Source organism: Pseudomonas sp. Ors-4-3C, assembly GCF_055755035.1.
Genome location: NZ_CM146900.1, coordinates 221,142 through 246,221, shown reverse-complemented (window position 1 = coordinate 246,221; position 25,080 = coordinate 221,142). Strand labels below are relative to the sequence as shown.

Sequence of the window (25,080 nt, the reverse complement as noted above, 5' to 3'; positions counted from 1 at the left end):
CGCACTCGACTGACGTCTAGTGCCTCTGCCCTGTATTCGTTATTCAGCCATCCCATTGAATAGATGCGCCAGGATCGATAACTTCACATCGTGCAAAAGAAACAACATTGCTGCGGCAATATATTGATCAAAATAAGCGTCGGCCCCTCAGTGGTGCCACGACATGGACTGCACGCGGATGCCCTCTGGCGAAGGGGCAATGCCCTCATTGAGCCCTTGGACTGTTGCATGCCCCGTAACAGTGCATGTCTGGAATCGCTATTTTTCCTTCGGGTCGAACCCCTTATTCTGAGCGGGCTTTCACGGCAGGCGCCGTGAAGCAGGAAGCCTTGGCTGCTGAGCCCCTCGCGCCATCGCTGACCGTTTTCAGATCAATCGAATCGTCGGATTGATCGCCCCGGTGTTCACTGACGTTGATTTGTAGCTCCTTGATCCAACGTCTTACCTTGGCCGCTGCGTTTGCAGCGGCCTTTTTTATGCCTGACAAAAAGCAAGCGTACCCTCCTGAAAGAAAACTCCGAAAAACCCATCGAACACTTCTTATTGCGTAGAAGTACGCAACCCTGCGATTAAAGAAAATTCGAAAGCGCATTCAATCAAACAAGCTTTAATTCATGGAGTGTTCAGACTTTGAATTCAGGCCTTGTCGTAACTTGAACGACTCAAGCATCGCCTCTCGACAAGGATCGTATTGCCGACCGTCAAGGCACGGCGTGCTGCCAATGGAAAGCCCGGATTCAAACCTGAAAAATAAAAAAACGAGCAAACACTTTGTGCCTGCTCGTTATTTTTCCTGTTAGAGCGAATACTTCTGCAAATTTCCCATCATCTCCTTCAACGCTTCAATATTGTCCTTCGGATGCGCCGCGCCCTCGAAATCGCAGATCTGTTGCCAGTGCGCCGCGACATCTTCCGGGGAGAAGCCGCTGCGGGGATCGAACCCGGCGCCGAGGCTGCGTTCCCAGCGCACCTTGCCCATCCAGCCGCCACCGACTTCAAACAGGCCGGAGGTCTCCTGGCACTGCTCGCTGGCCAGGTACACCACCAGCGGGCTGACCAGTTCCGGTTTGAGCTGTTCGAACACTTGCGGCGGGATCAGGCCTTCGGTCATGCGCGTGCCACCGGTGGGGGCGATGGCGTTGACCAGGATGTTGTTCTTGCGTCCTTCGATGGCCAAGGTACGGGTCAGCCCGTAGAGGCCAAGTTTGGCCATGCCATAGTTGGACTGGCCGAAGTTGCCATAGATGCCCGAAGTCGAAGCCGTGAAGATCACCCGACCGTAGTTTTGCTCGCGCAGGTGCGGCCAGGCGGCGCGGGTGACTTTGTAGGCGCCTTCGACGTGGACGCGATAGACCAGATCCCAGTCGGCGTCCTCCATCTTGTGAAAGGTCTTGTCGCGCAGGATCCCGGCGTTGTTCACCACCACGTCGACACGGCCAAAGACATCGAGGGCGTTTTGCACCAGTTTGTCGCCGTCAGTGACCGAGTCGTGGTTAGCCTCGGCGATGCCGCCGGCTTCGCGAATTTCCGCCACCACACGGTCGGCGGCGGAAGCGTTGGCACCTTCACCCTGGGTCGAGCCGCCGAGGTCGTTGACCAGCACTCTGGCGCCGTGCCGGGCGAACAGCAAAGCGTGCGCACGACCGAGGCCACCACCGGCCCCAGTGACGATCACGACTTTATCTTCGAAACGTACGGACTCATTCATCGCGGGAACTCCAGCTGGCCTGAGGGACAATAATCCCGAGTGTCAGGCACGGGGCGTTCGGTCACAACGAACACGGCTGGGGCTGAATGGTGGGCGATAAGGCTGGGGGATGATGAACAGCAAAATCAAAAGATCGCAGCCTGCGGCAGCTCCTACATTAATTTGTGTAGGAGCTGGCGCAGGCTGCGATCTTTTGATCTTTCAGGAGCACGCGACCTTGCGCGGCGGCAACTCCAGGCGCTCACGAAACGCCAGATAATGCTTGAGCACCTGTACCGGCGCTTCGATCTGCGGATAGTGGCCGATGCCCGGCAACAGTACGGTGTCGGCATCGGTAATCAGCTTGCGGTAACGCTCGACCATGTGCGCACCGGAGATCGGATCGACTTCGCCATCGATCACTCGCAACGGCACCTCACCACGTTGCATCGCCGACACCCAGCGGTCACGTTGCACCCGACGCTCCGGGATATAGCCGATCAACTTGTGCAGGATGCGCGGGCCGCGATGGGTCTCGATCAGACTCCAGAAATCATCCAGTTCGCTTTCGCTGGGCCGGGTCTGCGGGCCGAAAATCTGCCGAAAACTTTTCACCAATGCATCACGGGTAAACGCACGCCCGATCATCCAGCCCAGCGGACTGAGCAGCAGCTTTTGCATCAACACCGGTCTATGGGTTTCCGGGAACAGGCCGCCATTGAGAAAGACACAACTGGCGACCTCGATACGATTTTCGTAATGCCGGGCGAGCAGTTCCTGGGCAACGCTGTCGCCGTAATCGTGGGCCAGCACATGCACCGCTTGCTCGACCTGAAGATGCGCCAACAGCGCCTGTTGCAGATCGGCCTGTTCCAGCAGGCTGTAGCTGTGATTCAGCGGTTTGGCCGAATCACCGAAACCGAGCATGTCGCAGGCGATCACTCGGTAACGCTGGGCCAGCGGCTGCCACAGGTAGTGCCAGTCCCAACTGGCCGTCGGGAAACCGTGGATCAGCAGCAGCGGCTCACCCTGCCCCGCCGTCCAGTAACGGATCGACTGGCCGCGAAAGACAAACGTCCGGCTGCGTTTGCGCCAGACACACAGAGGAATCTCGGCAAGAGGCATTAGAGTTTATACCCGGGGTCTTGTTTATCGAGTTTGCGCAGCAGTGCCGGCCAAGCCAGCGCGCCGCCCATGCCTTGAGCACTTTTGGTCACGCCGGCGATCATCGCCTTGGCGCCCGCGAGGATTTGCGGTTCGATGGCGATCAGTTCAGCACCGCCGGTTTGCGCCATGACCTGAATGTCACAGGCGCGCTGGAAGGTGAACATCATCAGAAAGGTGTCGGCGATGGTGCCGCCACAGGTCAACAGACCGTGGTTGTGCAGCATCAGGAAATTGTTATCGCCCAGGTCGGCCTGCAAGCGCGCCTTCTCTTCGTGATTCAGCGCCACGCCTTCGTAGGCGTGATAGGCCAGGCTCGACAGCACGAACAGCGACTGCTGGCTGATCGGCAACACACCCTGTCTTTGCGCGGAAACGGCTACACCGGACGCGGTGTGGGTATGCAGCACACAAACCACATCGTGCCGTACCTCGTGCACGGCGCTGTGGATGGTGTAACCGGCGGGATTGATTTCGTAGGGACTGTCCATGAGCTTGTTGCCGGCCTGATCGACTTTGACCAGGCTCGAGGCGGTGATCTCATGGAACATCAACCCGAACGGGTTGATCAAGAAGTCTTCGGTGCCCGGAACCTTGGCGGAAATGTGGGTGAAGATCAGGTCATCCCAGCCATGCAGCGCCACCAGTCGATAGCAGGCGGCCAGATCGACCCGGGTCTGCCATTCCGCGGCACTGACCTGGTCTTTGACATCAAGGGGCGATTGGACGGGGGCTACGCTCACTGTATGCACCTCTGCGTTCTTATTGTTTTGCACGTGTCAGCAGTCTAGTCAGCTCCCACAATTCACGTAGTTGCATTGCCAGCCAGCTTGATGACTGAGCGGGTCAGCAATGCAAACAGCTTGGATCCATGTCAAAGCAACGACGCCAACAAAGGCGCGGCGAACAGATTGAGCAGCCCGGTCAGCACCATCACCAGCCCCGCCACCGAGCCTTCCTCACCGCCCACTTCATGCGCCCGACTGACCCCGGCGCCATGCGCGCCAACCCCAAACAACGCACCACGCGCCAGCGCACTGCGCAGCGGCAACCACTTGAGCAACACGCCGCCGAGCATCGCGCCGAACACGCCAGTGAACATCACGAACACCGCGGTGAGCTCGGGCACACCGCCCAGATCCTGCGCCAGCGGCATGGCGAATGGCGTGGTGATCGAGCGTGGCACCAGCGACATCGTGACTGAGGTGTCCAGCGCCAGCGCCCTGGCCAGTCCGAACGAGGTGGCGATCGACGCCGCGCTGCCGGCGAGCATACCCAGCAACAGCGCTGACCAGTGCCGTACCAACAAGCGCCGCTGTTGCCAGATCGGCACGGCGAAGGCGACCGTCACCGGCCCGAGCACCAGCATCAACCAATGGGTGTTGCTCGAATATTCGGCATACGCGGTGTGCAGCGGCACGGCGAGCGCCAGCAGCAGTGCCGGCACCAGAATCAGTGGCGACAGCAGATAGCGCCCGGTGCGCCGATAAATCCAGCGACTGAACAGGTACGCCAGCAGAGTGAAGGCGAGCCAGAACATCGGCATCCATTCAAGCTTCATGGGACCGCCTCAGACGCACGGCCAGCTCTACGGTGAACGCAGTCACCAGCATCACCATCAGGGTACTGGCGCCGATCACCAGCAGAATTCGCCAGCCGTCATTGCGTAACAGCGCGCCGTAGTCGAGCAGGCTCATCAGCGCTGGAATAAAGAACAGCAGCATCTCGGCCATCAGCAATCCGGCCCCCAGTTGCAGCGCCGCCGGTTTGACCCAGCCGAACGCGAACGCCAGCAGCAACAAGGCCATGCCGATGACGCCGCCGGGAATCGGCCAGGCCAGCCACGCGGCGATCTGGCAGCCGAGCAGGTAGAGACCGAGCAACACGGCCAGCTCGGCGAATAGACGGGAAAGATACTTGAGGGATGCGGCGTTCATGATGGGCTCCTGACAGGGGCTCATTTTACGAAGCGGCCTGTCATCCCAGAAGCGAATTGTTAGACTCAGCACTATTCCAAAACGGAATCGGATGATGGAATTCAAACAGCTGCGCAGTTTTGTCGAAGTCATGCATCAGGGCGGCTTCACCCAAGCGGCGAAAACCCTGCACATCAGCCAGTCGGCGGTGAGCAAGCAAGTCGCGCAACTGGAGCAGAGCCTCGGCACGCCGTTGCTCGAACGGCTCGGCTCGCAACTGCGCCTGACCGCCGCGGGCAGCGTGGTGCTGCAGCGGGCCGAAGGCATGTTGCGTTTGCGCAATGAGTTGCTGAGTGAGCTGGATGATCTGAGCCAACTGGCGCGCGGCGAATTGCGCCTCGGTCTGCCGCTGCTGGGCAGTGATGCGTTATTCGCCGGACTGTTCGCCGAGTATCGGCGGCGCTATCCGAACATCAGCATTCAATTGCTTGAAGGCGGCAGTCGCAACGTCGAGCACGCGGTACTCAGCGGCGAACTGGAGTTGGGCGGCAGCCTGTTGCCGAAAGATCCGCAGTTCGACTTTCAGCCGTTCTGCGACGAGAAACTCGATGCGTTGCTGCCGGTGGATCATCCGTTGGCGGCACGCGGCGAGATAGCTCTTGAGGAGTTGGCCGACACGCCGTTCCTGCTGTACCAGCGCAGTTTCGTGCTCAATGACCGGTTATTGCAGGCCTGCCAGCAGATGGGTTTCACCCCTAAAGAGGGTGGGCGCAGCGGCCAGGCGGACTTTCTCGTGGCACTGGTCGCCGCCGGGCAAGGCGTGGTGCTGCTGCCCAGCGTGGTCGCCCGGGCACTGGAGCGTCCGGGCGTGGTGCGCCTGACGTTGCGAGCGCCGGATTATCTGCGCTGGGACATCGCGTTCATCTGGCGTCAGGGCGCCTATCTGTCGAAAGCCGCCCAGGCCTGGCTGGCCTTGCTGCGCGAACGCGCGATCAGCCCTTGAGCGTGGCAATCAGTTGCGCCAGCCATGGCTCGGCATCGGCTTCCGGGGTCACGCTTTCGCTGGCGTCCAGACGCAGCATGTCCTGCACTTCGCGCACGCCCAGCTCGGCGAACAACTCGCGCATCAGTTCGCCGCCGCCGCAGAACGTATCGCCGTAACTGGCATCGCCCAAACCGATCACCGCGCCGGGCAAACCTCGCCAGGCCATCGGCAACTGATCGCGAATGCTCGAATACAACGGCTGAAGGTTATCCGGCAACTCGCCCATGCCGGTAGTCGAGGTCACGGCAAGCAGCGCTTCAGGGCCGAAAGACAGCAGATCCGCCAGGCTGGCACGTGGGTTATAGAAGGTTTCAAAACCGGCGGCTTTCAACAGGTTCTGGGCATGGCGAGCGACTTCTTCGGCAGTGCCGTAGACCGAACCGGAGAGAATGGCGACTTTCATCAAACGGATCCTGAAACGAAAAAAAAGAGCCGCGATAGTACCAGCCCGAAGGATGAAGTTGCGATTGGCTCTCAACGGATACTGATGGCCTATAGACAGCGCCGGTTGATCTTCTAGAATGCGAGCCATCGACAATGCTGAAAGGATTCACAGATGATCAATGCCAGTCTGCTGCAAATGGTGATCAACGCGTCGAACGATGGAATTGTGGTGGCAGAGAAAGAAGGCGAGCAGGACAACATCCTGATCTATGTAAACCCGGCCTTCGAACGCCTGAGCGGCTACACCAGCGAAGAAATCCTCTATCAGGACTGCCGTTTTCTGCAGGCCGGAGACCGCGATCAGGCGAGCCTGGCGCGGATTCGCGAGGTGCTGCGCAACGGTGGATCGTGTCGGGAAACACTGCGCAACTACCGCAAGGACGGCACGCCGTTCTGGAATGAACTGTCACTGTCGACGGTGAAAAACGCGGATGACGGGATGACTTACTTCGTCGGCGTACAGAAGGATGTGACCGTTCAGGTCAAGGCCCAGCAACGTGTGACACAGCTGGAAGCCGAGGTCGCCGCACTGCAGGCGGAGCTGGCAGCTTTGAAAGCGACGAACGGCGCAAACAAAACTGCGAACTAAGTGTCATTAACTACAATCACCAATGACTTTGTAACTATTTCTTTCGAGCCAGGCCATGCAACGCGACGCACTCCTGACCCAGGATGAGCTGGATTTCATCCAGACCATGCAGCATAACCCGCAGCTTAATGTGCGGGATGCGACGTCGAGCCTGTTGGTCAACGGTGGTTCGCAAATCCGCGATCTGCTCACGCGCCTCGCTGCTCACGAACAAGTGACCATTCAGGCCAACTTCGAAAACCAGCAGATGACTTTCCCGCTGCATCTGGTGGAGGACGAATTCCACGCGCTGCATCTGCGTCTCGGTGTACCCAGCATTTACGAAGACGGCCCGATGATCCGGCCATGGCGTCTGACGCTCGAAGAACCGGTGGCACTGGAAAACGCCAAGGGCCAGCCGGGGGCGATGTGGGTTCACGAGGTATCGCACAAAGGCCTGCTGCTGGAGATGCGCAACAAAACCAAACCGCCGAGGCATTTCGCCCTGTGGTTCAGCCCGTCAGGTTATGAGCGGATCTCCCTGCGTGGCAACTTCGAGCGAGAGACCGAACAGGGTTTCTTTGCCTATGAACTCAGCCAGACCGATGCCGACGAAACCGAACGCCTGCGCCAGTTCATCCTGCAGCAACATCGCCTGACCCACCCTGCCCTGCACACCTGAAATTCACGTATCCAGTTTGCCCGCGAGAAACTGCGTCATGCGCTGACGCATTGTCGCCCCTTCGTTGCCCAGACAACCAATCGAAGAACCCGCCAGGCTGTCCTGCGCCAGATCCGCGGTATCACCGGCCAGCATCACCTGACAATCGAGGCTCAAGGCCAGACGGTTCAACCGTCGCGGCAAATCGGCTGTCGGAGCGTGATTGGAAAACAGCACCAGCGCCTGCGGCTTGATCCGCTCGCACACCAGCGCCAACTCATCGAATGGCTGACCGGTGGTCAGCACCCGCACCCCGGCGTCATTGCCACTGAGAAACAACGCGGCGACCAGCAACTCGAGCTCCCGGCACTGACCGGCCAGTGCGCTGACGACCACCTTGCGCGGCTGCGTGCCGCGCAGCACGACGATGCGCTGCAAGACCCGCGCCCGCAGAAACCCATCGAAAAACAGCCACTCGCTGGTCTGGCCGAAGGCGTCCTGGCGCTGCAGCATCTGCAGCCACAAAGGCATGAGGATGTCGTGAAACACCACCGGCAACGCGTAGGACGAGAAGATCTGGTTGTAGACCTGATCCAGCGCCCGGTCGTCAAATGAACTGACGGCGAGTTGCACCTGCTGCTGCCACTGCGCGTAATCAGCCTGTACCAGATCATCGGAAATGATATGGGCCAAGGCTTTCAACGGCTCGGTCCTGGCGAGGATCTTGCCGACCTTGCTCACGGCCACGCCGCGATCAATCCAGTCGACAATGCTGCGCACACGCTCGATTTCGGTCATCGAATACAGACGATGCCCGCTTTCGGTGCGCGTTGGTTGAATCAACCCATAGCGACGCTCCCATGCACGTAGCGTGACTGGGTTCACGCCCGTCAGCCGCGAAACCTCACGAATGGGAAACAGCTCTTCACGCTCGAGCGTGACAGAGGCCTGCGAGGCAGGGTGAATGTCCGTTTTGACAGGCATTGTCCGATCAATGTCCTTGATGGTTCTTGGATCCCATTCTATATCCGATGCCCCATCAGCGTTCAAGCAATGATCTGCGACGAACGTCTCTGGTTTAATCACGAAAATCAGGAATAATCCTTGCTTGTTGAAAAGCGCAGGCTCCTACCCCCGCCTGCGTATTGCGAAGTTCCTACCCGGAGCGACGCACTCGGAATACGGAGATACATAATGTCTACTTCCCCCGTCACGCTGATGGTTGCGCGTCGCGTCGCCGACGGCCGCTATCAGGACCTGATGGCCTGGCTGCGCGAAGGCGAACAACTGGCCACAGACTTTCCCGGTTACCTGGGTTCCGGCGTGCTCGCTCCGCCACCCGGTGACAACGAATTCCAGATCATTTTCCGCTTCGTCGACGAGCAGACCCTGCACGCCTGGGAGCACTCGGCCTCGCGTACCGCGTGGCTGGCCCGTGGCAGCGATCTGTTTGCACACCCCAAAGAGCACCGCGTCAGCGGCATCGAAGGCTGGTTCGGTGCGGCCGGTCAACGGCCACCGCGCTGGAAACAGGCCGTGGCGATCTGGCTGGCGTTCTTCCCGGTGTCACTGCTGTTCAACTTTGTCCTCGGGCCGCTGCTGGGCGAGATGAGCCTGCTGCCGCGGGTGTTGATCAGCACGGCGTGCCTGACGCCGTTGATGGTGTATTTCTTTATTCCGTTGTCGACGCGGTTGCTGGCGAACTGGCTGAACAGTGTTCCAGCACCTCGACTGCCTGTTGAACCAGTGTCTCAAAACCGCTGAGAGCCCATGTGGGAGCGGGCTTGCTCGCGAAAGCGTCGTGTCAGTTGATGTATCCGTGCCTGGCACACCGCCTTCGCGAGCAAGCCCGGCTCCCACAAAAGCACAGCACCCGTCTTGCGATAGGTGGGGACCCCGCGTCACTGTTATAGTTTTTACTCCCACCGCGACGCGAGCCGTTCATGTCCATATCCTCCGCCCCGATCCTCATTACCGGTGCCGGCCAGCGTGTCGGTCTGCACTGCGCGCAGCGTTTGCTTGAGGACGGCCATCGGGTCATCTTTACCTACCGCAGCGAACGTCCCGGCGTGCAAACCTTGCAGCATCTGGGCGCTATCGGCGTGTTCGCGGACTTTTCCAGCGAAGCTGCCATCCTTGCCTTCATCGATGAACTGAAGACCCGCACCGATAGCCTGCGCGCCATCGTGCACAACGCCTCCGAATGGCTGGCGGAAACCCCGGGCAGTGAAGCTGAAGCCTTCTCGCGCATGTTCAACTTGCACATGCTCGCGCCATACCTGATCAATCTGCACTGCGCCGACCTGCTCAAGCGCTCTACCCCGGCCGACATCATCCACATCAGCGACGATGTCACGCGCAAGGGCAGCAGCAAACACATCGGTTATTGCGCCAGCAAGGCCGGGCTCGACAGCCTGACCCTGTCCTTCGCCGCGCGCTATGCGCCGACGATCAAGGTCAACGGCATCGCGCCGGCCCTGCTATTGTTCAATCCCGACGACGACGCGGCGTACCGCGCCAAGGCGCTGGCAAAATCCGCGCTGGGCATCGAGCCCGGCAGCGAAGTGATCTACCAGAGCCTGCGCTATCTGCTCGACAACCCCTATGTCACCGGCACGACCCTGACCGTCAACGGCGGACGTCACGTCAAATAAGTTGCTGCGCGAGGATCTGCCATGACCCGTTCCCTGCCCGAGAATTACCGCGAGATCCTCATCGGCCTCGGCGAAGACCCTGACCGCGAAGGCTTGCTCGACACGCCGCTGCGCGCGGCGAAAGCCATGCAGTATCTGTGTCACGGCTACGAACAGAGTGTGGATGAGATCGTCAATGGCGCGCTGTTCGCTTCTGACAGCGACGAGATGATCATCGTCGCCGACATCGAGCTCTACTCGTTGTGCGAACATCACCTGCTGCCCTTCATCGGCAAAGCCCATGTGGCTTATATTCCGACAGGCAAGGTGCTGGGGCTGTCGAAGATCGCGCGGCTGGTGGACATGTTCGCCCGGCGCCTGCAGATTCAGGAAAACCTCACCCGGCAGATTGCCGATGCGGTGCAACAGGTCACCGATGCCGCCGGCGTCGCGGTGGTCATCGAGGCCCGGCACATGTGCATGATGATGCGCGGTGTCGAGAAACAGAATTCGACCATGAACACCTCGGTCATGCTCGGCGCCTTTCGCGAGTCGAGCAACACCCGCCAGGAGTTCCTGCAATTGATTGGACGGAGCAAGTAAATGTCACAACTTCAACCGGGAATGGCGCGCATCCGGGTCAAGGATCTGCGCCTGCGCACCTTTATCGGGATCAACGAGGACGAGATCCTCAACAAGCAGGATGTGCTGATCAACCTCACCATCCAGTACGCCGCGCAGGAAGCGGTGCGCGACAACGACATCGACCACGCGCTGAATTACCGCACCATCACCAAGGCGATCATCGCCCACGTCGAGGGCAATCGTTTTGCGCTGCTCGAACGCCTGACCCAGGAATTGCTGGACCTGGTGATGACCAATACCGCGGTGCTGTACGCCGAAGTCGAAGTCGACAAGCCGCATGCGCTGCGGTTTGCCGAGTCGGTGTCGATCACCCTCGCTGCCAGCCGCTGAGCATGTCTGGCGCATCGCGTGCCAGACTTTTATCATCCGCGCCACGAATAGACTGCACAGAGCCCATCATGACCGAGCAACAACGCCTCGAACTCGAAGCCGCCACCTTCCGCCGGCTGGTCGCTCACCTGGACAGCCGCAAGGACGTGCAGAACATCGACCTGATGAACCTCGCCGGGTTCTGCCGCAACTGCCTGTCCAAGTGGTACAAGGCTGCCGCCGATGAGCAGCAGATCGAGGTCAGCCTCGATGACGCCCGTGAAGTGGTTTACGGCATGCCTTACGCCGAGTGGAAAGCCCAATATCAGCAAGAAGCCAGCGCCGAGCAACAAGCGACGTTCGCCAAAGGAAAACCCAATGAGTGATCTGAACACCCTGCGCGCCAGCCTCAAAAGCGGCGAACACGCTTTCGCCGACACCCTGGCTTTCATCGCCGCCGGTTACGACTATCAGCCTCAAGCGTTCAACAACGGTGGCGTGGAAAACGCCGCCGGGCAGAACGAAGGTTCGTGCAAGACCCTGGGCCTGGCACTGCTGGAAGGCCTGAGCGATGAAGAAGCGCTGCTGGCATTCGGTGAACATTACCGTTCGGTGGTGGCGACGCCTGAGGGCAGCGACCACGGCAATATTCGCGCGCTGATCAAGCACGGTCTGGCGGGTGTGAAGTTCACCGCTCAGCCCCTGACTCGCCGCTGATATCAGATCTAACACCATCCCCTGTGGGAGCGGGCTTGCTCGCGAAGGCGCCGTGTCAGGCGACTTTTCTTTGTCTGAGACAACGCTTTCGCGAGCAAGCCCGCTCCCACAGGGTTATGCGGTGTAGCGGAAATACGGGCACAAAAAAAACCGGCCGAAGCCGGTTTTTTTGTGTCTGCGATTTAGAACGAAGCGTTCTGCAGACCGTCCAGGTAACGCTCGGTGTCCAGTGCCGCCATGCAGCCGGCGCCGGCCGAGGTGATGGCCTGACGGTAAACGTGGTCGGCCACGTCACCCGCAGCGAAGATGCCTTCGACGCTGGTTGCAGTCGCGTTGCCGTCACGGCCGCCCTGCACCACCAGGTAACCGTCTTTCAGGGTCAACTGGCCTTCGAACAGCGAAGTGTTCGGAGTGTGGCCGATCGCGATGAATACGCCGTCGACCTTGATTTCGTCGAAGCTGCCGTCGTTGTTCTTCAGGCGCGCGCCGGTCACGCCCATGTTGTCGCCCAGCACTTCGTCGAGGTTGGCATTCAACTTGAGGATGATCTTGCCTTCGGCCACACGGGCGTTGAGCTTGTCGATCAGGATCTTTTCGGCGCGGAAGGTTTCGCGACGGTGGATCAGGGTCACGGTGCTGGCGATGTTGGCCAGGTACAGTGCTTCCTCAACAGCGGTGTTGCCGCCGCCGACCACAGCCACTGGCTTGTTGCGGTAGAAGAAACCGTCGCAGGTCGCGCAGGCCGAAACGCCTTTGCCCATGAACGCTTCTTCCGACGGCAGGCCCAGGTAACGAGCGCTGGCACCGGTGGCGATGATCAGGGCGTCGCAGGTGTAAGTCGCGCTGTCGCCGGTCAGGGTGTATGGCTTGGCAGCGAAGTCCACGGCGTTGATGTGATCGAAAACGATCTCGGTTTCAAAACGCTCGGCGTGCTCGCGCATCCGCTCCATCAGCGCCGGACCGGTCAGGCCGTGAACGTCGCCTGGCCAGTTGTCGACTTCGGTAGTGGTGGTCAATTGACCGCCAGCCTGCATGCCGGTGATCAGCAGTGGCTTGAGGTTGGCACGGGCGGCGTAGACCGCGGCGCTGTAACCGGCAGGGCCGGAACCGAGAATAATCACTCGCGAATGACGGACTTCAGACATGACCTGCTCCTGTTGACCGAGCCGAAAGACTGGCGCGGAACGCCGGACTGCCGGCGGGAATAAAAAAGGACTGTGGATAACCTTGGGGAAGGCATGAGCTCGACAGTCCTGTAAAAAGTTGGGTGCAGCGTATCGAGGGGGGCAAGATTAAGGAAATACGGTTTAACAATCCAGCTCATAGGTGGTCTCTATGCGCAGACTCCGACCAGATCGACGTCTTTGTTACAGTGAATGTCGATCGTTCTGCCGCGCTTTCGCACGCAGTGCAAAGCCGGTAAGGTCGGCGCGTTTTCCCTTGCTCGGAGCACCTTATGCCCGCCCCTGTTCTGTCTGGCCCGCAATACCTGCGCGAAGGCCTCAAACTGGTTCTCAGCCCGGGCCTGCGCCTGTTCGTGTTGCTGCCGCTGGCGATCAACCTGGTGCTGTTCGTCGGATTGATCTATCTGGCCGGCCATCAGTTCAGCCTGTGGGTCGACAGCCTGATGCCGTCGCTGCCCGACTGGCTGGGTTTTCTCAGCTACATCCTCTGGCCGCTGTTCGTGGTGCTGGTGGCGTTGATGGTGTTCTTCACCTTCACCATGCTCGCCAACGTGATCGCCGCGCCGTTCAACGGTTTCCTCGCGGAAAAAGTCGAAGTGGTGGTGCGCGGCACCGACGACTTCCCGGCCTTCAGTTGGGGCGAACTGATCGCGATGATCCCGCGTACCCTCGCCCGGGAAATGCGCAAACTCGGCTACTTCCTGCCCCGGGCGATCGGCCTGTTCATCCTCTCGTTCATCCCGGTGGTGAACATCGTCGCCGCACCGCTGTGGCTGCTGTTCGGCGTGTGGATGATGGCGATCCAGTACATCGACTACCCGGCGGACAACCACAAACTGGGCTGGAACGAAATGCTCGCCTGGCTGCGCCAGAAGCGCTGGCAGAGCATGAGTTTTGGCGGGATCGTCTATCTGGCGCTGCTGATTCCAGTGGTCAACATTCTGATGATGCCGGCCGCTGTGGCCGGGGCAACATTGTTCTGGGTGCGTGAACGGGGTGCGGAGAACCTCGTCACGCAGCGCTAGGCCGCCCCCAGACAGCCAGTCACAAATCCATCATCCGAACGTCACAGGCACGACATGGCCTCAGCCGACACTGAGGTCATGACGACAGCTCTGCATATCACCCTGATCAGCGAAACCTTCCCACCGGAAATCAACGGGGTGGCCAATACCCTTGGCCGCTTGTGCGATGGCTTGCGCGCGCGTGGGCATCAGGTGGAGCTGGTGCGCCCGCGTCAGGCGGGCGATCCGCAGCGCGTCGAGGACGATGCCTTGCTGTTGTGCCGGGGCTGGCCGTTGCCGGGTTATCCCGGACTGCAATGGGGTCAGTCTTCGATGCACAAGCTGCTGCGGCGCTGGAAACGCCAGCGCCCGGATGTGCTGTACATCGCCACCGAAGGCCCGCTCGGTTTGTCGGCCTTGCGCGCGGCGCGACGTCTGGGGATCTCGGTGGTCAGTGGCTTTCACACCAATTTTCAGCAGTACACCAATCAGTACGGGCTGAGTTTGCTGACGCGCTTGCTCACGCATTATCTGCGCTGGTTTCACAACCGCTCGGCGATGACCCTGGTGCCCAGTTTCAGTCAGCGCCTGGAACTGGAGCGTCGGCATTTCGATCGCCTCGCCCTGCTGTCCCGTGGCGTGGACAGCCAGTTGTTTCACCCGGCCAAGCGCCTGAACGGCTTGCGTGAACAATGGGGTTTGTCCGAGCAGGACATCGCGGTGATTCACGTCGGACGTCTGGCCCCGGAGAAGAACCTCGGCCTGCTCAAGCGCTGCTTCGACACCCTGTGCAGCACTTATCCACAGCGCAATCTGAAGCTGATCGTGGTCGGCGACGGGCCGCAGCGTCTGGCGCTGGAAAAGCAAATCCCGCAAGCGATTTTCTGTGGCTCACAACGCGGCGAAGCTTTGGCGGCGCACTATGCGTCCGGCGATATCTTTCTGTTTCCGAGCATGACCGAAACCTTCGGCAACGTGGTACTTGAAGCACTGGCGTCCGGTCTGGGGGTGGTCGCTTACGATCAGGCTGCGGCGGCGCAGCACATCCGTCACGGCTACAACGGCGTGTTGGCGATGCCCGGGGATGAGGAAGCGTTCTGCGATGCGGCGGCGTGGTTATTGGAAGAGGACGAGCGCTTGCGCTGTGTACGTCTGAATGCGCGGCAGCATGCCAGTCGCCAGGGGTGGGCGGCGATCATCGAGCAGTTTGAAAAGCATCTGCGTGGCGCGTGTGTGCGGGAGCAGGTGTTACCGAATGCGCAGACATTACCTTAGATAATCGTCGACCCTGATGCCCTCTTCGCGAGCAAGCCCGCTCCCACATTTGGAATGCATTTCAAAATGTGGGAGCAGGTGGTGCCGAATGCGCAGGCATTGCCTTAGATATCGTCGACTCTGATGCCCTCTTCGCGAGCAAGCCCGCTCCCACACTTGGAATGCATTTCAAAATGTGGGAGCGAGCTTGCTCGCGAAGGGGTCGGTAATGGCGACGCTTAAACCAGGGTCATCAACGCCTCACGGCTGAACGGCAGAATGTCCTGCTCACGCCCTTCACGGACTTTCAGCGCCCAGTCCGGATCCACCAGCAGCGCACGGCCAACCGCCACCAGATCGAATTCGTCGTTGTTCAGACGCTCCAGCAGTTTCTCCAGGCTCGCCGGTTGCGCGACTTTATCGGTGTTGACCATGAACTGCAGGAACTCACCGTCCAGGCCGACACTGCCCACTGTAATGGTAGGTTTGCCGGTGAGCTTGCGCGTCCAGCCCGCCAGGTTCAGCTCGGAACCATCAAATTCAGGCTCCCAGAAACGCCGCGTCGAGCAGTGGAAAATGTCCACCCCGGCGTCGGCCAACGGCTTGAGGAATTCGCCCAGCGCCTCCGGGGTCTGCACCAGACGCGCGGTGTAATCCTGCTGCTTCCACTGCGAAAAACGGAAGATGATCGGGTAGCCTTCACCGACTGCCGCGCGCACCGCTTGAATCAACTCGATGGCGAACCGCGAACGGTTGGCCAGGCTGCCGCCGTATTCGTCGGTGCGCTGGTTGCTGCCTTCCCAGAAGAACTGGTCGATCAGATAGCCGTGTGCGCCGTGGATTTCCACGCCGTCCATGCCGATGCTTTGCGCATCCTTCGCCGCTTGGGCGAAAGCACCGATCACGTCTTGAATGTCCTGTTTGGTCATGCCGTGCACCACGACCTGACCATCCTTGAGTTTTTCCGTCGGACCGTAAGCCGGGACGCTGGCGTCCGGCTCGGTGCCGATGCGGCGCACGCTGCCGACGTGCCACAGTTGCGGAACAATCTTGCCGCCCTCAGCGTGTACCGCATCAACCACCTTCTTCCAGCCGGCCAGTGGCGCTTCGCCGAAGAACTGCGGCACGTTAGGGTAACCGTTGGAAGCCTTATGACCGACGGTGGTGCCTTCGGTGATGATCAGACCAACACCGGCCGCAGCGCGGCGACGGTAGTACTCGATCACTTTGGAATTGGGTACGCCACCTGGGGAAAACGAGCGGGTCATCGGCGCCATGACCACACGGGTCGGCAGTTCGAGGGCACCGAGGTGGAACGGTTTGAACAGGGCTTGAACCGGCATTGGAAGGCTCCACAGGGAATGACTTTATGACGGCGATAATATGAACAGTCAGTGCCTTTGAACAGCACTATTGATCTGAATGATTAAGAGTCAAAAGTCAGGCAAAAAAAAATCGCAGCTCAATGGCTGCGATTTTTGTGTTTCAGCCCAGCGCTTTTTCAATCGCGTGGACAATGGTCGGATCATCCGGCGGCGTGCGCGGCGAGAATCGCGCCAATACCCGGCCATCCTTGCCGAGCAGGAATTTCTCGAAGTTCCAGGTGATATCCCCCGGAAACTCTGCGCCCTCGCCCGCCAGCAAGCGGTACAGCTGATGACGATCATGGCCGTTGACTTCAAGCTTGCTCGACAACGGAAACGTCACACCATAGTTCAGGCTGCAGAACTCCTGGATTTGCTGTTCGGTACCTGGCTCCTGACCGGCAAACTGATTGCACGGCAGGCCCAGCACACTGAAGCCTTTGTCTTTGAATTGCTGATAGAGGTTTTCCAGTGCCGCGTACTGTGGGGTCAAGCCGCATTTGGAGGCGACGTTGACCACCAGCACGACTCGGCCCTTGAAAGGCGCCAGCGGTAGCTCCTGACCATCCAGGGCTGTCAACTTAAGGTCGTGAAAAGCACTCATGACGTACTCCAGGGATTCCCGTGTTCTACTCGAAACAGCCACTTGGCGAGGCCACCAAGGACAGCCGCGGACTAAAAAGGCGCCCGCAGGCGCCTCTCCAGTACTCGAAGCTTAGCGCAGAAAATCAGTGGTGATGGCCACCTTCGCCATGGACGTGGCCATGAGCGACTTCTTCCTGGCTGGCATCACGAACAGCAACGACCTTCACTTTGAAGTTCAGGCGCTGACCGGCCAGTGGGTGGTTACCGTCGACGGTGACGTCGTCGCCGTCCAGGTCACGGATGGTCACGATCTGCATCTGGCCGTCCGGCGCCGAAGCGTGGAACTGCATGCCGACTTCCAGCTCGTCAACGCCTTCGAACATGCTGCGGCTCAGGGTGCTGACCAGTTCAGCGGCGTATTCGCCGTAAGCGTCTTCCGGCTCAACGGAAACTTCCAGCTCGTCACCGACAGCTTTGCCTTCCAGAGCTTTTTCCAGGCCCGGGATGATGTTGCCTGCGCCTTGCAGGTAGACCAGCGGAGCGCCGCCGGCGGAGCTGTCGATGACCTCACCAGCGTCGTTGGTCAGGGTATAGTCGATGGAGACAGCCTTATTGGCGGCGATCAGCATGGGGCGAGACCTTTTGCATAAGAATATAGAAAGGCCAAGTTTAGCGAAGCAATCGCGCGAAAGCGAACACAACCCGGACAAACGGGATTCGACGATCACCGGCTTCCATCAGGATGAAGACGGTCACTGGGTCGCCGAGCTTTCCTGTGGCCACACCCAGCACCTGCGTCACCAGCCGCCGTGGCAATCGCGGGCCTGGGTTCTTGATCCGGCGCAACGTATTGAAAAAATAGGCCAACCCTTTGCCTGCGGTTGGTGCGCACAAGGCTCGGTTAGCGATAACCTTGGCGACTGAATTGCGGTAGGCGGTCACGTATAGATCGCCACCATTGCCATGCACCCTTAGAGAATCCGCATGCAAACTTTTTTTATCGCGCCCACCGATTTTGGCGTGGGTCTGACCTCCATCAGCCTCGGGCTGGTGCGCACCCTGGAGCGGGCAGGACTGAAAGTCGGCTTCTTCAAACCGATTGCCCAGCCGCATCCGGGCGATACCGGCCCTGAGCGTTCCACCGAACTGGTGGCGCGCACCCACGGCCTGAAACCGCCGCAGCCACTGGGCCTGGCCCACGTCGAGCGGATGCTCGGCGACGGCCAGCTCGATGAGTTGCTCGAAGAAATCATCGCCCTTTATCAGCAAGCCGCCATCGGTAAAGACGTGCTGGTGGTCGAAGGCATGGTGCCTACTCGCAGCGCCAGTTACGCCGCGCGGGTCAACCTGCACCTGGCCAAGAGCCTCGATGCCGAAGTGATTCTGGTCTCGGCGCCGGAAAACGAAGTGCTCGCCGAACTCTCCGGCCGCGTCGAATTGCAGGCGCAACTGTTCGGCGGCCCGAAAGACCCGAAAGTCCTCGGCGTGATCCTCAACAAGGTCAAGACCGATGAAAGCATGGACGCCTTCGCCACACGTCTGAAGGAGCATTCGCCGCTGTTGCGCAGCGGTGATTTCCGCCTGCTCGGCTGCATTCCGTTCCAGCCCGAACTCAACGCACCGCGCACCCGTGACGTCGCCGACCTGATGGGCGCGCAGGTGCTCAACGCCGGCGATTACGAAACCCGGCGCATGACCAAAATCATCATCTGCGCCCGTACCATGCGCAACACCGTGGAGCTGCTCAAACCCGGCGTGCTGGTGGTGACCCCGGGTGACCGCGACGACATCATTCTTGCGGTCAGCCTCGCGGCGTTGAACGGCGTACCGCTGGCCGGCCTGTTGCTGACCAGCGACACCCTGCCCGATCCGCGCATCATGGATCTGTGCCGTGGCGCGTTGCAGGCCGGCCTGCCGGTGTTGTCGGTGAGCACCGGCTCCTACGACACCGCCAACCTGCTCAATGGCCTGAACAAGGAAATCCCCATTGATGACCGCGAGCGCGCGGAGATCATCACCGACTTCGTCGCCAGCCACCTCGACGCCAAGTGGCTGCATCAACGCTGCGGCACGCCGCGGGAAATGCGCCTGTCACCCGCGGTATTCCGCTATCAACTGATTCAACGGGCGCAGTCGGCGAACAAACGTATCGTCCTGCCCGAAGGCAGCGAGCCGCTCACCGTGCAAGCGGCAGCAATCTGCCAGGAGCGCGGCATCGCCCGTTGCGTGTTGCTGGCCAAACCTGAAGATGTCGAGGCGGTGGCCCGCGCGCAAGGTATCGAGTTGCCGCCGGGGCTGGAGATTCTCGATCCGGACCTGATCCGCGAGCGCTACATCGAGCCGATGGTCGCCCTGCGCAAAAGCAAAAGCCTCAACGCGCCGATGGCCGAACAGCAACTGGAAGACACCGTGGTGATCGGCACCATGATGCTCGCGCTGGATGAGGTCGACGGTCTGGTCTCGGGCGTGATCAACACCACAGCAAACACCATCCGCCCGGCCCTGCAACTGATCAAGACCGCACCGGGCTGCACGCTGGTGTCGTCGGTGTTCTTCATGCTGTTCCCCGAAGAAGTGCTGGTCTACGGCGACTGCGTGATGAACCCGCACCCGAGCGCAACAGAACTGGCCGAGATCGCTTTGCAAAGCGCCGACTCGGCTGCCGCATTCGGCATCACCCCGCGCGTGGCGATGATCAGTTACTCCAGCGGCGAATCGGCCAGCGGCGAATCGGCCAGCGGCGAATCGGCCAGCGGCGAAGAAGTCGAGAAAGTCCGCGAAGCCACCCTGCTCGCCCACGAGCAACAGCATTCGCTGCTGATCGACGGCCCGCTGCAATACGACGCCGCTGCCAACGCAGACGTCGCCCGGCAACTGGCACCGAACAGCCAGGTGGCCGGTCGCGCCACGGTGTTCGTCTTCCCCGACCTGAACACCGGCAACACCACCCACAAAGCCGTGCAGCGCAGCGCCGACTGCGTCAGCCTCGGCCCGATGCTGCAAGGCCTGCGCAAACCGGTGAACGACCTGCCGCGCGGCGCGCAGGTCGACGACATCGTCTACACCATCGCCCTGACCGCGATCCAAGCCGCCAACCGACCTATGGATGTGTAAATGCTGGACTTCCTGCCCGCCCCGATTCGCGGCTTGATCGCCGCGCTGCTGTTGGCGCTCAATACGATTCTGCTGTGCTCGTTCCTGTTCTGCGTGGCGCTGATCAAAGTGCTGCCCTTCGACCTCGCCCGCCGCGCCTCACTGTGGCTGATGAGCCACACCCACGAAGCCTGGATCAGCAACAACAAAGCCTGGATGAACCTGGTGCGCCGCACGCGCTGGCACATCAGCGGCCTGCAAGGTCTGGACTACCAACACTCGTACCTGATCACCAGCAACCACCAGAGCTGGGTCGACATCCTGGTACTGCAATACGTACTCAACCGCCGTATCCAGCCACTGAAATTCTTCCTCAAGCAGGAGCTGATCTGGGTCCCGGTGATCGGTCTGGCCTGGTGGGCGCTGGGCTTCCCGTTCATGAAGCGCTACTCCAAGGCCTACCTGGAAAAGCACCCGGAAAAGAAAGGCAAAGACCTCGAAACCACGCGCAAGACCTGCGCGAAATTCCGCAACAACCCGGTGGGGATTTTCAACTTCGTCGAAGGCACACGCTTCACCGAAGGCAAACATGCGCAACAGCAGTCACCGTTCAAGTACCTGCTCAAACCCAAGGCTGGCGGCATCGCGTTTGTGCTCGATGCCATGGGCGAACAGTTGGAGTCGATCGTCAACGTGACCATTCACTACCCGGGCGGGCGCCCGGGTTTCTGGGATCTGCTGTGCGGCAACGTGCGCGACGTGGTGGTGCACTTTGAAGAACTGAAAATCCCCCCGGCATTCATCGGCAAAAACTACGACCAGGACGGCGAATATCGCCTGCAATTCCAGGGCTGGATCAACCAGCTGTGGCAGGACAAGGATGCGCTGCTGGAACAGATGCACCGAGAATTCGCAGGCAAACGCTAATCCCCTGTAGGAGTGAGCCTGCTCGCGATAGCGGTGGATCAGCCACTCCCAATGTTGAATGACACACCGCTATCGCGAGCAGGCTCACTCCTACAGTTGGATCAAGTGTATTCAGTTAGAGATTGGTCGGCTCGCAGGCCGCCATCGCTGGCAAGCCAGCCCCCACATTGGGATTGGGTGCATTCAGTTGGGGATTGATTGGGGGCAGGCCGCTTTCGCGAGCAGGCTCGCTCCTACAGTTTTGGGTTGGGTGCATTCAGTCAGGGATTGGTCGGCTGTCAGGCCGCCATCGAGAGCAGGCTCACTCCTACAGTTGGATTGGGTGTGTTCAGTTGGAGACTGGTCGGCTGTCAGGCCGCCATCGCGAGCAGGCTCACTCCTACAGTTGGATTGGGTGTGGTCAGTTAGAGACTGGTCGGCTGGCAGGCCGCCATCCCTGGCAAGCCAGCTCCCACAAAATCAAGATCAAAAGATCGCAGCCTGCGGCAGCTCCTACAGGAAGATAAGTACAACCCGCACGCGGCGCATGCCGCCCCACTCCAGGATGAGCGCAAGCTCGGCTGTCGCTCTTGACCTTGATCTTGATCCACAGGCGACGTCGGAAGGCTGAGCGGAGGGATTGATCCGGGGGTGGGAGCGCAGCGACCGTTTGGCGCAGCCAAACACAGCGAGAGGAGGTGCAGCGAAGCAAACCGTAGGCGCTGCCCCCGGATCAATCCCGCAGCGAAGGGACCCCGAGCCCCAGCGAGCGGGCCGAACGCAGGAGCAAGCCTTTTTGGTTACTTTTTCGGCGTCTGGAAAAAGTGACCCGCCGTAAGGGCGGAACCCTAAGCCGCCGTTACCACAGCAACGGATATACACCCAAAACCCCAAGAGCATGGTCGGCCCAAAGGCCGCCACCGCCGAAAACCAAATTACTCCAATAAAAAAGCCCGCCGATGATCACTCATCCACGGGCTCTTCATTTCCAGCTAACGCTTAAATCGCGCCACGCTGACGCAGCAGATCCAGCACTTGCTTAACGCTTTCTTCCAACGACAACGACTGCGTGTCGATCACCAGATCAGCATTCAGCGGCACGTCATACGGGAACGACTCACCCGGAATATTATCGCCACCCGCAGCATACAAGCCCTGCGGATCACGCTCGGCACACACCGCCGGCGAAGCCTGCACATAAACCGTCAGCAGACGCTCCTTACCGATCAGATCCTTGGCCTGTTCGCGACCTTCAGCACTCGGCGCAACAAACGCCGCCAGCGTCAACAGACCAGCCTCGTTGAACTGACGCGCCACATGCGCAGCACGCCGCCAGTTCTCAGTACGGCCAGCACGATCCTGCGGCAGCCCCTTGTTCAGGTCGTGACGCAGATTCTGACCATCCAGCACAAACACCGCACGGCCCATGTCGAACAGCTTGCGCTCGACCGCATAGGCCAGCGTGCTCTTGCCCGCGCCCGACAGACCGCTGAACAACACGGTAGCCGGCTGCTGGCCGAAGCGCTGGGCACGTTCCTCAGTGGCAACGTGAGCCAGTTTGCCGTGGTGCGAGGCAGTCCCGTGAGCCACTGGCTGAGCGATGATCATGCCGGCGCCGACGGTGCCGTTGGTCAGACGATCGATGACGATGAACGCGCCAGTGGTGCGGTTGCTGTCGTAACCGTCGAGGGCGATCGGCGCGTCGAGCGCGATCTTCACCTTGCCGATTTCGTTGAGCTGCAACGCGCTCGCCGGGCCTTCTTCGAGGGTGTTCACGTCGACCTTGTTGACGATGCTGGCGATAGAGCCCGGCACATAACTGGTCGCACGTTTGATGTCGTATTTCTTGCCCGGCAACATCGGCTCTTCAGCCATCCACACCAGCATCGCTTCGAAGCTGTCGGTGACCGGCGGCACGTTGTCGGCATGCACCAGCAGGTCGCCACGGGAGATGTCGATTTCGTCTTCCATGGTCAGCGTCACCGCTTGACCAGGGCCGGCCTGCTCCAGTTCACCTTCGAAGGTGACGATGGATTTGACGCGACTGCTCTTGCCCGACGGCAGAACCACCACTTCGTCGCCCTTGTGCACGATGCCGCTGGCGAGGGTGCCAGCGAAACCGCGGAAGTTCAGGTTCGGACGGTTGACGTACTGCACCGGGAAACGCAGATCGGTGAAGTTGCGGTCGCCCGCCACTTCCACGGTCTCGAGGATTTCCATCAGCGACTGGCCTTTGTACCAAGGCGAGCGCTCGGACTTGTTCACCACGTTGTCACCCTTGAGGGCAGACATCGGCACGAAGTACATGCTGGTCGGCTTCATCTTCAAGCCTTCGGCGAACTTCAGGTAGTCGGCCTTGATCGACTCGAACACGCCTTCATCGAAGTCTTTCAGGTCCATCTTGTTGATGGCGACGACGATGTGCTTGATGCCGAGCAACGAGGCGATGAAGCTGTGGCGACGGGTCTGGGTCTGCACGCCGTAACGGGCGTCGACCAGGATGATCGCCAGGTCACAGGTGGACGCACCGGTGGCCATGTTGCGGGTGTACTGCTCATGGCCAGGGGTGTCGGCGATGATGAATTTGCGTTTGGCGGTGGAGAAATAGCGGTAGGCGACATCGATGGTGATGCCCTGCTCACGCTCGGCCTGCAGGCCATCGACCAGCAATGCCAGGTCGATGTCGTCACCGGTGGTGCCGACTTTCTTCGAATCGCGGGTGATGGCTTCCAGGTGATCTTCGTAGATCATCTTGGAGTCGTGCAGCAGGCGCCCGATCAGGGTGCTCTTGCCGTCATCGACGTTACCGCAGGTCAAAAAGCGCAGCAGCTCTTTACGCTCGTGCTGGCCCAGGTAGGCGAGGATGTCCTCGCTGATCAAATCAGATTGGTGCGACATGACAACCCCTTAGAAATAACCCTGACGTTTCTTGTCTTCCATCGAGCCTGCGCCATCGTGGTCGATGACCCGGCCCTGGCGCTCGGAAGTTCGCGTCAGGAGCATTTCCTGAATGATGTCCGTGAGGGTTTCAGCCTCGGACTCCACCGCGCCCGTCAACGGGTAGCAGCCAAGGGTACGGAAACGCACTTTCTTTTTGACGATGCGTGCCTTGTCCTCGTCGGACAGGTGTTCGAGGATACGGTCGTCGTCGATCATGATCAGCGTGCCGTTCTTCTCGATCACTTCGCGCTCGGCGGCGAAGTACAGCGGCACGATCGGGATGCCTTCGAGGTAGATGTACTGCCAGATGTCCAGTTCGGTCCAGTTCGACAACGGGAATACACGAATGGATTCGCCCTTGTTGACCTTGCCGTTGTAGACGTTCCACAGCTCCGGACGCTGATTCTTCGGGTCCCAGCGATGCTTGCTGTCGCGGAACGAGTACACACGCTCCTTGGCGCGGGACTTCTCTTCATCGCGACGGGCGCCGCCGAACGCTGCGTCGAAACCATGCTTGTCGAGCGCCTGCTTCAGGCCCTCGGTCTTCATGATGTCGGTGTGCTTGGCGCTGCCGTGGGTGAACGGGTTGATATTCTGCGCCACGCCATCGGGGTTGATGTGAGTGATCAGGTCCAGGCCCAGCTCTTCGACCATCTTGTCGCGGAACTTGTACATCTCCTGGAATTTCCAGCGAGTGTCGACGTGCATCACCGGAAACGGCAGTTTGCCCGGGAAGAACGCCTTGCGTGCCAGATGCAGCATCACGGCGGAGTCTTTACCGATGGAGTACAGCATCACCGGGTTGTCGAACTCGGCGGCCACCTCGCGGATGATGTGGATGCTTTCCGCCTCCAGCTGTTTCAGATGCGTCAGTTTGTCGACCATGGCTACTCACGAAAGCTTTCTTATGAACGGCCAGCGGGCCGTGTTCGAGCGGGGAATCCTAGCACAGCGACCTCTT

The 25,080-nt window shown here is 60.1% G+C and carries 27 protein-coding genes; 14 read left to right on the top strand and 13 right to left on the bottom strand.

Going from position 1 to position 25,080, the window contains the following annotated elements:
* Window positions 1–796: 796 nt before the first annotated feature.
* From ACVHNU_RS01100 to ACVHNU_RS01080, 5 genes are all read right to left on the bottom strand, one after another.
* Window positions 797–1,708, bottom strand: coding sequence for an SDR family oxidoreductase (locus tag ACVHNU_RS01100; protein WP_226500622.1), 912 nt, complete (start codon window positions 1,706–1,708; stop codon window positions 797–799).
* 201 nt (window positions 1,709–1,909) lie between these two features.
* Window positions 1,910–2,812, bottom strand: a complete 903-nt coding sequence (locus ACVHNU_RS01095; protein ID WP_473018825.1) for an alpha/beta fold hydrolase — start codon at window positions 2,810–2,812, stop codon at window positions 1,910–1,912.
* The gene (locus tag ACVHNU_RS01090; RefSeq protein WP_338800837.1) at window positions 2,812–3,594 is read right to left on the bottom strand and encodes a class II aldolase/adducin family protein; all 783 of its coding nucleotides are present in this window, start codon (window positions 3,592–3,594) and stop codon (window positions 2,812–2,814) included. The genes ACVHNU_RS01095 and ACVHNU_RS01090 overlap by 1 nt, the downstream gene beginning before the upstream one ends.
* 131 nt (window positions 3,595–3,725) lie before the next feature.
* On the bottom strand, window positions 3,726–4,412 hold the full coding sequence (locus ACVHNU_RS01085; RefSeq protein WP_103485812.1) for an LrgB family protein: 687 nt from the start codon (window positions 4,410–4,412) through the stop codon (window positions 3,726–3,728).
* On the bottom strand, window positions 4,402–4,788 hold the full coding sequence (locus ACVHNU_RS01080; protein WP_007968058.1) for a CidA/LrgA family protein: 387 nt from the start codon (window positions 4,786–4,788) through the stop codon (window positions 4,402–4,404). Before ACVHNU_RS01080 ends, ACVHNU_RS01085 begins: the two co-directional genes overlap by 11 nt.
* Window positions 4,789–4,882: 94 nt before the next feature.
* Between ACVHNU_RS01080 and ACVHNU_RS01075 the strand changes: the two genes are divergently transcribed.
* Complete coding sequence (locus tag ACVHNU_RS01075; RefSeq protein ID WP_473018824.1) at window positions 4,883–5,770, top strand: LysR family transcriptional regulator; 888 nt, start codon at window positions 4,883–4,885, stop codon at window positions 5,768–5,770.
* Here the strand turns inward: ACVHNU_RS01075 and ACVHNU_RS01070 are convergent.
* Window positions 5,760–6,215 carry a flavodoxin gene (locus ACVHNU_RS01070; RefSeq protein WP_103521859.1) on the bottom strand — a complete coding sequence of 152 codons (456 nt, stop codon included), beginning with the start codon at window positions 6,213–6,215 and terminating at the stop codon, window positions 5,760–5,762. The genes ACVHNU_RS01075 and ACVHNU_RS01070 overlap by 11 nt on opposite strands.
* Window positions 6,216–6,368: 153 nt before the next feature.
* On the opposite strand from ACVHNU_RS01070, the gene ACVHNU_RS01065 reads away from it, so the two are divergent.
* Window positions 6,369–6,845 carry a PAS domain-containing protein gene (locus ACVHNU_RS01065; RefSeq protein ID WP_201135781.1) on the top strand — a complete coding sequence of 159 codons (477 nt, stop codon included), beginning with the start codon at window positions 6,369–6,371 and terminating at the stop codon, window positions 6,843–6,845.
* A 55-nt stretch (window positions 6,846–6,900) separates the two neighbouring features.
* Window positions 6,901–7,506 (top strand): hypothetical protein, encoded by a 606-nt coding sequence (locus tag ACVHNU_RS01060; RefSeq protein WP_003221742.1) that lies wholly within the window; start codon window positions 6,901–6,903, stop codon window positions 7,504–7,506.
* A gap of 3 nt (window positions 7,507–7,509) precedes the next feature.
* Here ACVHNU_RS01060 and ACVHNU_RS01055 read toward each other — a convergent pair whose 3' ends face one another.
* Complete coding sequence (locus ACVHNU_RS01055; protein ID WP_338800834.1) at window positions 7,510–8,469, bottom strand: MerR family transcriptional regulator; 960 nt, start codon at window positions 8,467–8,469, stop codon at window positions 7,510–7,512.
* Between the two features lie 210 nt (window positions 8,470–8,679).
* Between ACVHNU_RS01055 and ACVHNU_RS01050 the strand changes: the two genes are divergently transcribed.
* The 6 genes from ACVHNU_RS01050 (at window position 8,680) to ACVHNU_RS01025 (ending at window position 11,789) form a co-directional block, all read left to right on the top strand.
* Complete coding sequence (locus ACVHNU_RS01050) at window positions 8,680–9,249, top strand: antibiotic biosynthesis monooxygenase (RefSeq protein WP_003221739.1); 570 nt, start codon at window positions 8,680–8,682, stop codon at window positions 9,247–9,249.
* Between the two features lie 179 nt (window positions 9,250–9,428).
* Window positions 9,429–10,139, top strand: coding sequence for a dihydromonapterin reductase (gene folM, locus ACVHNU_RS01045; protein WP_473018823.1), 711 nt, complete (start codon window positions 9,429–9,431; stop codon window positions 10,137–10,139).
* A 21-nt stretch (window positions 10,140–10,160) separates the two neighbouring features.
* Window positions 10,161–10,721: a GTP cyclohydrolase I FolE gene (folE, locus tag ACVHNU_RS01040; RefSeq protein ID WP_003221735.1), complete on the top strand. Its 561-nt coding sequence runs from the start codon at window positions 10,161–10,163 to the stop codon at window positions 10,719–10,721.
* Window positions 10,722–11,093 carry a dihydroneopterin triphosphate 2'-epimerase gene (gene folX, locus ACVHNU_RS01035; protein ID WP_003221732.1) on the top strand — a complete coding sequence of 124 codons (372 nt, stop codon included), beginning with the start codon at window positions 10,722–10,724 and terminating at the stop codon, window positions 11,091–11,093.
* 68 nt (window positions 11,094–11,161) lie between these two features.
* Entirely contained in the window at window positions 11,162–11,458 is a 297-nt protein-coding gene (locus ACVHNU_RS01030) for a DUF1244 domain-containing protein (RefSeq protein WP_473018822.1), read from the top strand.
* A complete protein-coding gene (locus ACVHNU_RS01025) occupies window positions 11,451–11,789 on the top strand; it encodes a HopJ type III effector protein (protein ID WP_102900671.1) in 339 nt (112 codons plus the stop codon). The genes ACVHNU_RS01030 and ACVHNU_RS01025 overlap by 8 nt, the downstream gene beginning before the upstream one ends.
* A gap of 182 nt (window positions 11,790–11,971) precedes the next feature.
* Here ACVHNU_RS01025 and trxB read toward each other — a convergent pair whose 3' ends face one another.
* Window positions 11,972–12,934, bottom strand: coding sequence for a thioredoxin-disulfide reductase (gene trxB, locus ACVHNU_RS01020; protein WP_003221727.1), 963 nt, complete (start codon window positions 12,932–12,934; stop codon window positions 11,972–11,974).
* Window positions 12,935–13,245: 311 nt separating this feature from the next.
* Between trxB and cysZ the strand changes: the two genes are divergently transcribed.
* A complete protein-coding gene (gene cysZ / locus ACVHNU_RS01015; protein WP_473018821.1) occupies window positions 13,246–13,998 on the top strand; it encodes a sulfate transporter CysZ in 753 nt (250 codons plus the stop codon).
* Window positions 13,999–14,052: 54 nt separating this feature from the next.
* Window positions 14,053–15,252, top strand: coding sequence for a glycosyltransferase family 4 protein (locus ACVHNU_RS01010; protein WP_103520213.1), 1,200 nt, complete (start codon window positions 14,053–14,055; stop codon window positions 15,250–15,252).
* Window positions 15,253–15,470: 218 nt separating this feature from the next.
* Here ACVHNU_RS01010 and ACVHNU_RS01005 read toward each other — a convergent pair whose 3' ends face one another.
* The 3 genes from ACVHNU_RS01005 to ACVHNU_RS00995 all read right to left on the bottom strand — a co-directional run bounded on the left by ACVHNU_RS01005 (window position 15,471) and on the right by ACVHNU_RS00995 (window position 17,809).
* Entirely contained in the window at window positions 15,471–16,574 is a 1,104-nt protein-coding gene (locus tag ACVHNU_RS01005; RefSeq protein ID WP_473018820.1) for an NADH:flavin oxidoreductase, read from the bottom strand.
* 142 nt (window positions 16,575–16,716) lie between these two features.
* Window positions 16,717–17,199 (bottom strand): glutathione peroxidase, encoded by a 483-nt coding sequence (locus tag ACVHNU_RS01000; protein ID WP_103486179.1) that lies wholly within the window; start codon window positions 17,197–17,199, stop codon window positions 16,717–16,719.
* A 124-nt stretch (window positions 17,200–17,323) separates the two neighbouring features.
* The gene (locus ACVHNU_RS00995) at window positions 17,324–17,809 is read right to left on the bottom strand and encodes an FKBP-type peptidyl-prolyl cis-trans isomerase (protein WP_003221719.1); all 486 of its coding nucleotides are present in this window, start codon (window positions 17,807–17,809) and stop codon (window positions 17,324–17,326) included.
* Between ACVHNU_RS00995 and ACVHNU_RS00990 the strand changes: the two genes are divergently transcribed.
* From ACVHNU_RS00990 to ACVHNU_RS00980, 3 genes are read left to right on the top strand one after another with little or no spacing between them, the layout of a single operon-like run.
* Entirely contained in the window at window positions 17,778–18,104 is a 327-nt protein-coding gene (locus ACVHNU_RS00990; protein WP_080593221.1) for a DUF3565 domain-containing protein, read from the top strand. The genes ACVHNU_RS00995 and ACVHNU_RS00990 overlap by 32 nt on opposite strands.
* A 60-nt stretch (window positions 18,105–18,164) precedes the next feature.
* Entirely contained in the window at window positions 18,165–20,294 is a 2,130-nt protein-coding gene (gene pta / locus ACVHNU_RS00985; protein WP_473018819.1) for a phosphate acetyltransferase, read from the top strand.
* Window positions 20,295–21,200, top strand: a complete 906-nt coding sequence (locus tag ACVHNU_RS00980; RefSeq protein ID WP_103486180.1) for an acyltransferase — start codon at window positions 20,295–20,297, stop codon at window positions 21,198–21,200.
* A 978-nt stretch (window positions 21,201–22,178) separates the two neighbouring features.
* On the opposite strand, the gene cysN is transcribed toward ACVHNU_RS00980, so the two are convergent.
* Together cysN and cysD are read right to left on the bottom strand one after the other, a co-directional pair.
* Window positions 22,179–24,077 (bottom strand): sulfate adenylyltransferase subunit CysN, encoded by a 1,899-nt coding sequence (gene cysN / locus ACVHNU_RS00975; RefSeq protein ID WP_473018818.1) that lies wholly within the window; start codon window positions 24,075–24,077, stop codon window positions 22,179–22,181.
* 9 nt (window positions 24,078–24,086) lie between these two features.
* Window positions 24,087–25,004 carry a sulfate adenylyltransferase subunit CysD gene (gene cysD, locus ACVHNU_RS00970; RefSeq protein WP_003221715.1) on the bottom strand — a complete coding sequence of 306 codons (918 nt, stop codon included), beginning with the start codon at window positions 25,002–25,004 and terminating at the stop codon, window positions 24,087–24,089.
* Window positions 25,005–25,080 lie beyond the last annotated feature (76 nt).

What these genes read in the sequence shown, in the direction of transcription:
- ACVHNU_RS01100 (WP_226500622.1), bottom strand. Translation starts at nt 1,708, where the DNA reads ATGAATGAGTCCGTACGTTTCGAAGATAAAGTCGTGATCGTCACTGGG.
- ACVHNU_RS01095 (WP_473018825.1), bottom strand. Translation starts at nt 2,812, where the DNA reads ATGCCTCTTGCCGAGATTCCTCTGTGTGTCTGGCGCAAACGCAGCCGG.
- ACVHNU_RS01085 (WP_103485812.1), bottom strand. Translation starts at nt 4,412, where the DNA reads ATGAAGCTTGAATGGATGCCGATGTTCTGGCTCGCCTTCACTCTGCTG.
- ACVHNU_RS01080 (WP_007968058.1), bottom strand. Translation starts at nt 4,788, where the DNA reads ATGAACGCCGCATCCCTCAAGTATCTTTCCCGTCTATTCGCCGAGCTG.
- ACVHNU_RS01075 (WP_473018824.1), top strand. Translation starts at nt 4,883, where the DNA reads ATGGAATTCAAACAGCTGCGCAGTTTTGTCGAAGTCATGCATCAGGGC.
- ACVHNU_RS01070 (WP_103521859.1), bottom strand. Translation starts at nt 6,215, where the DNA reads ATGAAAGTCGCCATTCTCTCCGGTTCGGTCTACGGCACTGCCGAAGAA.
- ACVHNU_RS01065 (WP_201135781.1), top strand. Translation starts at nt 6,369, where the DNA reads ATGATCAATGCCAGTCTGCTGCAAATGGTGATCAACGCGTCGAACGAT.
- ACVHNU_RS01060 (WP_003221742.1), top strand. Translation starts at nt 6,901, where the DNA reads ATGCAACGCGACGCACTCCTGACCCAGGATGAGCTGGATTTCATCCAG.
- ACVHNU_RS01055 (WP_338800834.1), bottom strand. Translation starts at nt 8,469, where the DNA reads ATGCCTGTCAAAACGGACATTCACCCTGCCTCGCAGGCCTCTGTCACG.
- ACVHNU_RS01050 (WP_003221739.1), top strand. Translation starts at nt 8,680, where the DNA reads ATGTCTACTTCCCCCGTCACGCTGATGGTTGCGCGTCGCGTCGCCGAC.
- folM (WP_473018823.1), top strand. Translation starts at nt 9,429, where the DNA reads ATGTCCATATCCTCCGCCCCGATCCTCATTACCGGTGCCGGCCAGCGT.
- folE (WP_003221735.1), top strand. Translation starts at nt 10,161, where the DNA reads ATGACCCGTTCCCTGCCCGAGAATTACCGCGAGATCCTCATCGGCCTC.
- folX (WP_003221732.1), top strand. Translation starts at nt 10,722, where the DNA reads ATGTCACAACTTCAACCGGGAATGGCGCGCATCCGGGTCAAGGATCTG.
- ACVHNU_RS01030 (WP_473018822.1), top strand. Translation starts at nt 11,162, where the DNA reads ATGACCGAGCAACAACGCCTCGAACTCGAAGCCGCCACCTTCCGCCGG.
- ACVHNU_RS01025 (WP_102900671.1), top strand. Translation starts at nt 11,451, where the DNA reads ATGAGTGATCTGAACACCCTGCGCGCCAGCCTCAAAAGCGGCGAACAC.
- trxB (WP_003221727.1), bottom strand. Translation starts at nt 12,934, where the DNA reads ATGTCTGAAGTCCGTCATTCGCGAGTGATTATTCTCGGTTCCGGCCCT.
- cysZ (WP_473018821.1), top strand. Translation starts at nt 13,246, where the DNA reads ATGCCCGCCCCTGTTCTGTCTGGCCCGCAATACCTGCGCGAAGGCCTC.
- ACVHNU_RS01010 (WP_103520213.1), top strand. Translation starts at nt 14,053, where the DNA reads ATGGCCTCAGCCGACACTGAGGTCATGACGACAGCTCTGCATATCACC.
- ACVHNU_RS01005 (WP_473018820.1), bottom strand. Translation starts at nt 16,574, where the DNA reads ATGCCGGTTCAAGCCCTGTTCAAACCGTTCCACCTCGGTGCCCTCGAA.
- ACVHNU_RS01000 (WP_103486179.1), bottom strand. Translation starts at nt 17,199, where the DNA reads ATGAGTGCTTTTCACGACCTTAAGTTGACAGCCCTGGATGGTCAGGAG.
- ACVHNU_RS00990 (WP_080593221.1), top strand. Translation starts at nt 17,778, where the DNA reads ATGGAGACAGCCTTATTGGCGGCGATCAGCATGGGGCGAGACCTTTTG.
- ACVHNU_RS00995 (WP_003221719.1), bottom strand. Translation starts at nt 17,809, where the DNA reads ATGCTGATCGCCGCCAATAAGGCTGTCTCCATCGACTATACCCTGACC.
- pta (WP_473018819.1), top strand. Translation starts at nt 18,165, where the DNA reads ATGCAAACTTTTTTTATCGCGCCCACCGATTTTGGCGTGGGTCTGACC.
- ACVHNU_RS00980 (WP_103486180.1), top strand. Translation starts at nt 20,295, where the DNA reads ATGCTGGACTTCCTGCCCGCCCCGATTCGCGGCTTGATCGCCGCGCTG.
- cysN (WP_473018818.1), bottom strand. Translation starts at nt 24,077, where the DNA reads ATGTCGCACCAATCTGATTTGATCAGCGAGGACATCCTCGCCTACCTG.
- cysD (WP_003221715.1), bottom strand. Translation starts at nt 25,004, where the DNA reads ATGGTCGACAAACTGACGCATCTGAAACAGCTGGAGGCGGAAAGCATC.